The sequence below is a fragment of the Candidatus Neomarinimicrobiota bacterium genome (genome assembly GCA_018647265.1).
GTDB lineage: Bacteria > Fidelibacterota > Marinisomatia > Marinisomatales > TCS55 > TCS55.
The window spans coordinates 39962-47823 of record JABGTK010000099.1 but is presented as its reverse complement, the minus strand read 5'-3'; the positions used below and the strand labels follow the sequence as shown (position 1 = coordinate 47823).

The 7862-nt window shown below is 40.5% G+C and carries 11 protein-coding genes; all 11 read left to right on the top strand.

Features of this window, described 5'->3' with window-relative positions; all coding sequences use genetic code 11:
* A partial coding sequence (locus HN459_05765) for a hypothetical protein (GenBank protein MBT3478954.1) occupies positions 1 to 574 on the top strand: 574 nt, incomplete at its 5' end.
* Positions 575 to 687: 113 nt separating this feature from the next.
* Positions 688 to 2253 (top strand): radical SAM protein, encoded by a 1566-nt coding sequence (locus HN459_05760; protein ID MBT3478953.1) that lies wholly within the window; start codon positions 688 to 690, stop codon positions 2251 to 2253.
* Between the two features lie 46 nt (positions 2254 to 2299).
* Positions 2300 to 3046, top strand: coding sequence for a sterol desaturase family protein (locus tag HN459_05755; protein MBT3478952.1), 747 nt, complete (start codon positions 2300 to 2302; stop codon positions 3044 to 3046).
* A 31-nt stretch (positions 3047 to 3077) separates the two neighbouring features.
* Positions 3078 to 3677, top strand: coding sequence for a hypothetical protein (locus tag HN459_05750; protein MBT3478951.1), 600 nt, complete (start codon positions 3078 to 3080; stop codon positions 3675 to 3677).
* An 18-nt stretch (positions 3678 to 3695) separates the two neighbouring features.
* The gene (locus tag HN459_05745; protein ID MBT3478950.1) at positions 3696 to 4409 is read left to right on the top strand and encodes a hypothetical protein; all 714 of its coding nucleotides are present in this window, start codon (positions 3696 to 3698) and stop codon (positions 4407 to 4409) included.
* Positions 4406 to 5260 (top strand): hypothetical protein, encoded by an 855-nt coding sequence (locus tag HN459_05740; protein MBT3478949.1) that lies wholly within the window; start codon positions 4406 to 4408, stop codon positions 5258 to 5260. The genes HN459_05745 and HN459_05740 overlap by 4 nt, the downstream gene beginning before the upstream one ends.
* On the top strand, positions 5248 to 5430 hold the full coding sequence (locus tag HN459_05735; protein ID MBT3478948.1) for a hypothetical protein: 183 nt from the start codon (positions 5248 to 5250) through the stop codon (positions 5428 to 5430). The genes HN459_05740 and HN459_05735 overlap by 13 nt, the downstream gene beginning before the upstream one ends.
* 105 nt (positions 5431 to 5535) lie before the next feature.
* Positions 5536 to 5766: a hypothetical protein gene (locus HN459_05730; GenBank protein MBT3478947.1), complete on the top strand. Its 231-nt coding sequence runs from the start codon at positions 5536 to 5538 to the stop codon at positions 5764 to 5766.
* A gap of 48 nt (positions 5767 to 5814) precedes the next feature.
* Positions 5815 to 6531, top strand: a complete 717-nt coding sequence (locus HN459_05725; GenBank protein ID MBT3478946.1) for a hypothetical protein — start codon at positions 5815 to 5817, stop codon at positions 6529 to 6531.
* A gap of 12 nt (positions 6532 to 6543) precedes the next feature.
* Entirely contained in the window at positions 6544 to 7341 is a 798-nt protein-coding gene (locus HN459_05720; protein MBT3478945.1) for a hypothetical protein, read from the top strand.
* Complete coding sequence (locus HN459_05715) at positions 7338 to 7862, top strand: hypothetical protein (protein ID MBT3478944.1); 525 nt, start codon at positions 7338 to 7340, stop codon at positions 7860 to 7862. The genes HN459_05720 and HN459_05715 overlap by 4 nt, the downstream gene beginning before the upstream one ends.

The window sequence follows — 7862 nt, the reverse complement described above, 5'->3', positions numbered from 1 at the left end:
TAAAAAGCGTCCATTTATAAGTTCAATATTTTCCATGGTTACAGTGACTTTGGTTCTACTTAATTCCAGTTTGATTATCGCCGGTGATTTACCCCAGCAAGAAGAAACATTTTATCTCAAATCTGGAGATAAAGTTTCTGGCACTATAACCACTGAAACTGATTCCACATACATCGTAACAACATCTTTCGGATCCGTGACGATTCAAAAAGTAGATATAAACCCAAAGAAGGTTGTGGGATTTCAGGATTCATTTGGGTCAATAGATTATTATCAAATGGGTTATGACCAAGCTGACCAAGATATCAAAGCAGGTGATTGGGCATCAGATAAAGTGTTATCGGGTGTTTTAGGTGTTGGGAATATGATTTTTTTGGGAGCAGGTTCTTTAGCTGATTTTGTTAGAAGGGTAAATGTGCCTGAAAATAATGAAGTATCGCAAAATGGAAAATCTGAATATGAAGCGGGATACAAAAAACGAATCAAAAAAGGAAGGATTCTGACTTCAACAGCATCGTGTGGTGTTTCTTTTTTCGTTTTATTGGGGCTTTTATTTACAGGTAGCCTTGGATAAAAACTATTAATTGATTTAAAAAAGGCATTCCTTCAAACAAATTTGATTAAATGATTTAAATTGACGAAGCGATTCTCGGGGGAATTTTGAAAATAGAAAAAAGGTAGGCAACCATGTTTTCTGTAGAACAAGCTGACATAAAAGAAAATCCGCGACAACGGCGGAACTATGTATATCTTGAACACACCCAAAGTCTGTGTTCTAAATGCCTCCGAGTGGTGGATGCGAAAATCATCCGCACTGATGATAAAAAAATTGTATTAAGAAAATGGTGCGCCGAGCACGGCTTTGAATCTTGTCTCCTTCATTCCGATGCAGACTGGTACCTCCACGCCCAGAAATATAACCGCCCCGGCGACATACCTTTAAAATTCCCGACCGAAGTAGAGCGGGGCTGCCCCTACGATTGTGGCGTTTGCCCAGATCACGAGCAGCATATGTGTCTCGGTTTAATCGATCTTACGGATGATTGCAACTTGGCATGTCCCACCTGTTTCGCCGACAGCAAAGGATCGGCATACCTCACCATGGATCAAATCAAAGCAGCCTTGGATGGTTTCATTGAGCAGGAGGGCGTGGGCGCAGTCATTCAATTTTCCGGCGGTGAACCTACCATGCATCCTCAAATTGTAGAAGCGGTGAAAGAAGCGGTGGATCGTCCCACAGAGGTGGTCATGATTAACACCAACGGCATCAAGTTTGCCCAGGATGAAGATTTAATCAAACGCTTAGTGGATGTGAGTGAAAATAAATTAGAGATTTACCTCCAGTTTGACGGCTTTACAGATGAGGTGCATCAAAAAATCCGCGGGGCCAAGTTGGTGGACATTAAAATGAAAGCTATCGAAAATATGCTGAAACATGGTTTGCCGATTAATTTGGCGGCGGTGATTCAGCGCGGTGTAAATGAAGATCAAGTGGGTAAAATTGTAGAATTCGGCATTGAAACCAAGGGTATTCGCGGTGTCAACTTTCAGCCCGCATTTTTCGCCGGGCGCTACGACCATGATATGAATCCCATGGATCGGGTCACCAATACAGAAATCATGGATCGGCTGGAAAAACAAACCGATGGTATGTTTCGCAAAACAGATTTTATGCCACTGCCCTGCAGCCATCCTTCTGAGATTGCCCTCACTTATGCCTACATTAAGGGCAAGAAAGTGAAACCCATTCCACGGTTCATAGACTTGGATCCTTACATGGACCAATTCATCAATACGATCTACACAGACCCGCGACCCATCTATAAAAAAGCTATTGAAGGATTGTGGTCCGCTTCATCCAGTTTTAACTCAATGAAAACGTTATACGATTTTTCCTGTGTCTGTGGCATCCCTGTAAAAAAGGATTTCTTTACGGAAAAAGGGCGCCAGAAAATTGCCGACGAAAATGCATTTCGCATAATTTTAATCCAATTCCAGGACAAGTATAACTGGGATATGAAGGTTGTTAAAAAATGCTGTATCGGCTTTGCCATGCCTGACGGTAGAACCATCCCTTTCGATGCCTACAATGTGCTCTACCGTGAGACTCACGAAGTGAAGCATTGGCAAAATGGGAATGTGCCCAAAAAAGTACCCATGCCAACACCTTACGGGTTTGTACCACAAAATGGGAATGGGGCCATCAAATCGAATGGTCAATTAACACCCAAAAAGGAAAGGGATTTATCATGAATAAAACACGCACATTTCTATTCTCAGAATTAGGTTTTCAATATTGATGGATTTAACACTAATTACTTCTGGGACAGTATTGTTATTGATTGCCGCCGTAATCCATTTCATGGAAAACCAAAAACCTTTAGAAGCAATCAAGCGATTATCTAATATAAAGTTTGATATTACTGTAATTGTAATTTCCACAATGTTTGTGTTTTTTATTATGGATTATCTGCTGAATGAAACCATCGTTTCTAATATCCATATGGTTGTGGGATTGGGAAATAGTGTTGGTTCAATGCCACCATGGTTACGTCTTATTTTAGCGCTAATAATTGGTGATTTTGGTTATTATATATTTCATAGAATTATGCACTTAAAACCCATGTGGAATACCCATCGATTTCATCATTCAATCAAAGATATTTACTGGTTTTCGGGGCTTCGCACTTCTTTTTTGAATTCATTTATCATTCGGATTCCATATTTAGTTGGTTTCCAAATGTTTGAAGTACCTTATCGTGAATTAATTATTGCCAGTATTTTACTAATTCTCGTTAATTTCTGGATTCATGGGAATCTTAAATTAAAAATGGATAGCGTACTATCGAATATTATTATTACGCCAAGATTTCATCGATTGCATCATGTGAACGATGAACGTGTGGCCGGTAATAATTTTGGAAATATTTTTTCAGTTTGGGACCAATTGTTTGGTACAGCAATTTTTGATGAATCATTTGATCGATCGGAAAAGGGTGAAGTTGTTGAATGGAAAGAAGTACCTCGTCAAATTATTGGATTTTGAGATAATTATGAATAAATGGAATGGATAAAAAATGAATAAAACACGCTCATTTCTTGTATCAGGTTTGGCGACGATGACGCTAATCATTACTTTAATTGAAACAGGATTTCTCAATTTGGAATCCCAACCACTCATTGCCCAAGGAGAAGTGACTGGGCTCATCCTAGAAAAGGATGGCGAACAGGTATTGATTCCACTAGAAGAATGGATTGTTGTGGTGAGTGCTTATGATCCTACCGCTTCTGTGGGCGGTGCGCTGTTGGGCATGACTAATGACGCACTCCGTATTCAGGAAAAAGGGCAATCATTTGAACGTGAATTACCCATCAACGAAATCGGCAGTATTTTTATTGGTAAAACAAAAAGCACCCGTGATTATGTATTTCAAGGAATGAAAGTTGCCGGTATTGGCACAATGGGAGGTGGTTTATTAATCGGCGCAGTGATGGGGGCACAGGATAATATGGGAATCGGAGTGGGTCTTTTATGCGGGGCGATGATAGGTGGTTTCTACAGTATTTTCACTATTCCGGCCGGTGCCTTAATTGGCTATATGCGCGGCCAAGCCGCCCAGGGGAATGCCATAGAATATGTTATTGGCCCCGGGGAATGGACGATTGTACAACAATAATCGAGCACGGAATTAATATTGATCACATTTCTTCTCTTCTTCAGTCTTTTCGGTCTTATACATGAAGGATATGATTCAGTCCAAATAGCAGGGATAAAATTTAAAATTATCCAAAATGGCGATGGCGATCGGAGATACATTTGGCTCCACGGCGACGAACAGACGGCACGGATGTCTTTAGAAAACCACATGAAAAATAATGAAGGGAGAGCTTTTTTGGTTCAAGGTAATGTGAGAGAAGCAGATTTTTTCGGCGGCATCATTGATCCCAACCGGATTTTTTCAGTGGAAGGGGCTAAAGCCAATATCCAGAAATATAATCGAAAATGGTCCCGGGCAAAAAAAGCCGAAACACTTGAAATGATTAATCGAGATCGGGATTCTTTTTTAGAAAAAATTCTACCCCAAAACGGCGGATTGTTAATTGCTCTCCATAATAATTATCAGGGGTACAATATGAAAACTGAGATTCCCTTGAGTGATGAAATTTCCATTAAGAAAGACCAAAATCCTCGAGACTTTTTCATATGCACCGACCGTGGGGATTATGATATTTTAGCCCAATCACCATTCAATGTGGTCCTTCAAGAAAAATTACCGAAGAAGGATGATGGCTCACTTTCCTGGGCGGCCATGCGGTATGGGGTCCGATATGTGAATATTGAAACGCGTTTAGGCTGGCTTAGTCAGCAGAAAAAGATGTTAAACTATTTGGAAGACCATCTAAAATGAATTTCGATTGGATTTATTTTTTATCTTTTATCTTTGGTCTTCTTTTTCTTTATTGGTTTGTTTTTCTCACTGCCGTATGGCTGAAAGGTTATTTCACAGATATTAAACTGGATCGCTGGTTCCATAACAAAATGGGATTCAGCGGATATATTTTAGGCGCCTTTGCCGGCGCTATTACGCCCTTTTGTTCATGTACCACCGTCCCCATTTTTTCCGGTATGGTAGATAATAATATTAAACATGGTTACGCCATCAGTTTTCTCATCGCCTCGCCCACCATTAATCCGCCGGCCCTCATTTTGTTTTATGCTCTCTTTGGCGGACAGTTAACATTAATCTATGCCGCCGTCTGTTTTACAATCGCCGTAATTGGCGGTATGATTTTGGGAAATGAACGCTTCAAATCATCCCTTATTGAAATATTTATGGTGAATGAAGATGAGGGCTTTCGCTGGTCAGAAGTGAATCGCCAGTATGTGGGATTTTTAAAAAGTCTAGCCCCGGTGATAATCATTGCCGCGGCCATTGCTACTGGCTTAAAAGGATGGCAGCCTTCCGATGGATTCTTAGGACTCACTTCCGGCTCCGTATTTGCTATTCCACTATCGGTCATCGCTGGCGGAATTCTTTATGCGGATATTGCCATGCTCATTCCCATTGGCGAATTGTTCTTGGATAAAGGACTGGACACAGGATTGGTTTTCGCCTTCATGATGGCAGCTTCTGGGGTGGGGCTCCCAAGCCTCCTATTACTCACACGCATATTCAAAAAAGATCTTTTGGTTTTTTATCTCTTAACCATTTTCATTTTGTTCACTACAGCAGGATTTTTCATTTCATGGATTTTGTAATTCTCTTCATTCTATACGGATTGTTTTTTGCATTTCTCACAGCACTCATTGCGGATTTTAAAGGTTATGATGTGAGAAACTGGTTTTGGCTGGGTTTTTTACTGGGATTTATCGCCACAGGGATTTTACTTTTTCAGCCTATAATAAAATCAAAGATTGATGAAACATAAAATACTTTTCCTATATATACTGATAATGTGCGGCGGATTTCTCCACGCAGCTACCAGTGAAAAAATGGGATATAAAAACGAAAACCAAACTTCACCAAAATGCGGATGTTTTGGCCATTGTTCCCAAAATGGGGGCATGATGAAGGCCATGCTAACGGAATAATTGCAATGATGGCATTAGGCGCTGTTGGGGGAATTATCTATAGAAAACAGGTAATTGGATTTGGGAAAAATCTATTGGGACCATTTATCGGATATCCCGTTAATGATCCAAGGATGAGGCATATGTCTTTAGAAAAAAAGAAATCTTGGATTCATTCTAATGTTCTTCAATAAATTTGAATAATTAATAGTAATTTAGTAAAAAGGAAAATCAACATACTTATGGAATCACAAATAACCTCCGCACCTTATAAAAGAATTAGTCCCGGATATATGTTGTTAATGCTCATATCAACATTTGCCATTTCTATTATTTATTACCGAATGGCATTGTTATTCAGTGAAAACCCAATGCCAATGTTTGACTATGTGGTATTTACTTGTATTACGGCCATAATTATCCTCGGTGCTTACCAGATATTTTTCTGGGTTCAGAATAATAATTATTTTTTCAAAACACGCACTTTGGCCATTGGATTAGATAAATATATTCCTTTTTGGCCTATTTGGATTTGGCCCTATAGCTTCATTTATTATATCATGATCGGAATGGTGGTGATTCAAATCAGTTCATTGTCAGAAGGCCTTTATCATATTTTTGGTGGACTTATGGTCCTCTTGGCGCAGTGCATTTGTTTTATGATCTTTCCCTGTCGCGTGCCTCAATCCTATCGAGAATATGAAGTTAAAAATACATCTACCCGCTATTTGAAATTCGTCCAAGGTTTAGACAATGGCCGTAACTGTTTTCCCAGTATGCACAATTCTGTTGCAGCCTACGTGGGGTTGGTTTTACTCCCAACAATTGGTATATGGAGTTATGTATTTATCGCCTCAATTGCCATCAGTTCTTTATTGGTGAAACAGCACCAATTATTGGATATTGTTCCCGGATTGCTCTTGGGTTGGGGAATTCACACCTTAGTAACATTGGTTTAGTTCTGAAGTAATATGGTTCCAATTCTTTATCAATCTGAATCCCTCATAATCGATTCCTATTCTGTCTTTTTCCTCTTGGCATGGATCGTCGGCGGCGTCTTCTTTTACCGCGAATTCCGTCGCATGGGCTGGGAGTTGGAACAAATGCTCTTCGTCATGGTGGGCGCCATCATTGGGGCTGTCATCGGTTCATACATTTTTAATGTATTCTTTGCAGGATTTGAAGAAGTGCCGGCGCGGATTCGCGCCTTTGATTTTGCGGGCAAGACCGTGTTGGGTGGTATCGCCGGCGGCTTCATGGGTGTAGAACTGGTGAAGAAAAAAATTGGTTATCCCCATTCTACTGGGGATGCATTTGCTATCGCCATTCCTATTGGCCATGCTATTGGCCGTGTGGGGTGTCTTTTGGGTGGATGTTGTTTTGGAACGCCTTGTGAATTGCCATGGGGTATTACTTATCCAGAAGGATCCATGGCTCATCTTACCCAAATGGTAACAGGCGTGATTCCCGAAACAGCTATAGCTTCATTGGCCGTTCACCCTGCCCCCATTTATGAAATTATTTTCAATCTGGCATTGTTCGGATTCTTGTGGCAAAAACGGGGCACATATAAAGTCCGCGGTAGTTCATTCCGATTGTATTTGGCGGCCTATGGCTTATTCCGGTTTTTTGAAGAATTTGTTAGAGGTGATTCACCCTTCCCGGAAGATGGATTTTTGAAAGCGCCCCAGTGGTTATTACTTATTGCCGTTGCCTATTTCGGATGGCGGTATTATCAGAATGAATATAAGCTGAAAACCGACAATTGATTTTTGCCGCAACCCTATTTATGGTTCTTTTTGGGTTGCTGGCCATTGTGGATGGCTTGTACTTCCATGATTATAAATACAAGTTGGCCAATTATAAGGAATCTATCCTTGAGCATATTATTCATACATGTCGCGCTGTGGCTTTTCCCATAGTAGTCTATTGTTTATTCCAAAATGATTTCGGTGGCTGGATGATGATGGCAGGAGTTTTTGTCGGTGTCATTGATATAATTTTGCTGGCGATTGATGTGCGGATTGAGGGTCATAGCCGGGATCGATATGGTGGCTTATCGAATGGAGAGTATGCCACCCACCTTTTCGCTAACACATTTCATTATGTATCCATTGCCTTAATCCTGGCGGCCAAACCGGAGGAAGCTTGGACATTTACACAATCATTTCAAATTTCACGACCATATCCCGAAATTACAGAATGGTTAGGGGGAGCCTTTGTAACAGGAGGTGCGATTGCAGCCGTCCTACATTTTTGGCAGTGGGGTCAATTTATTATAGGCAAATAA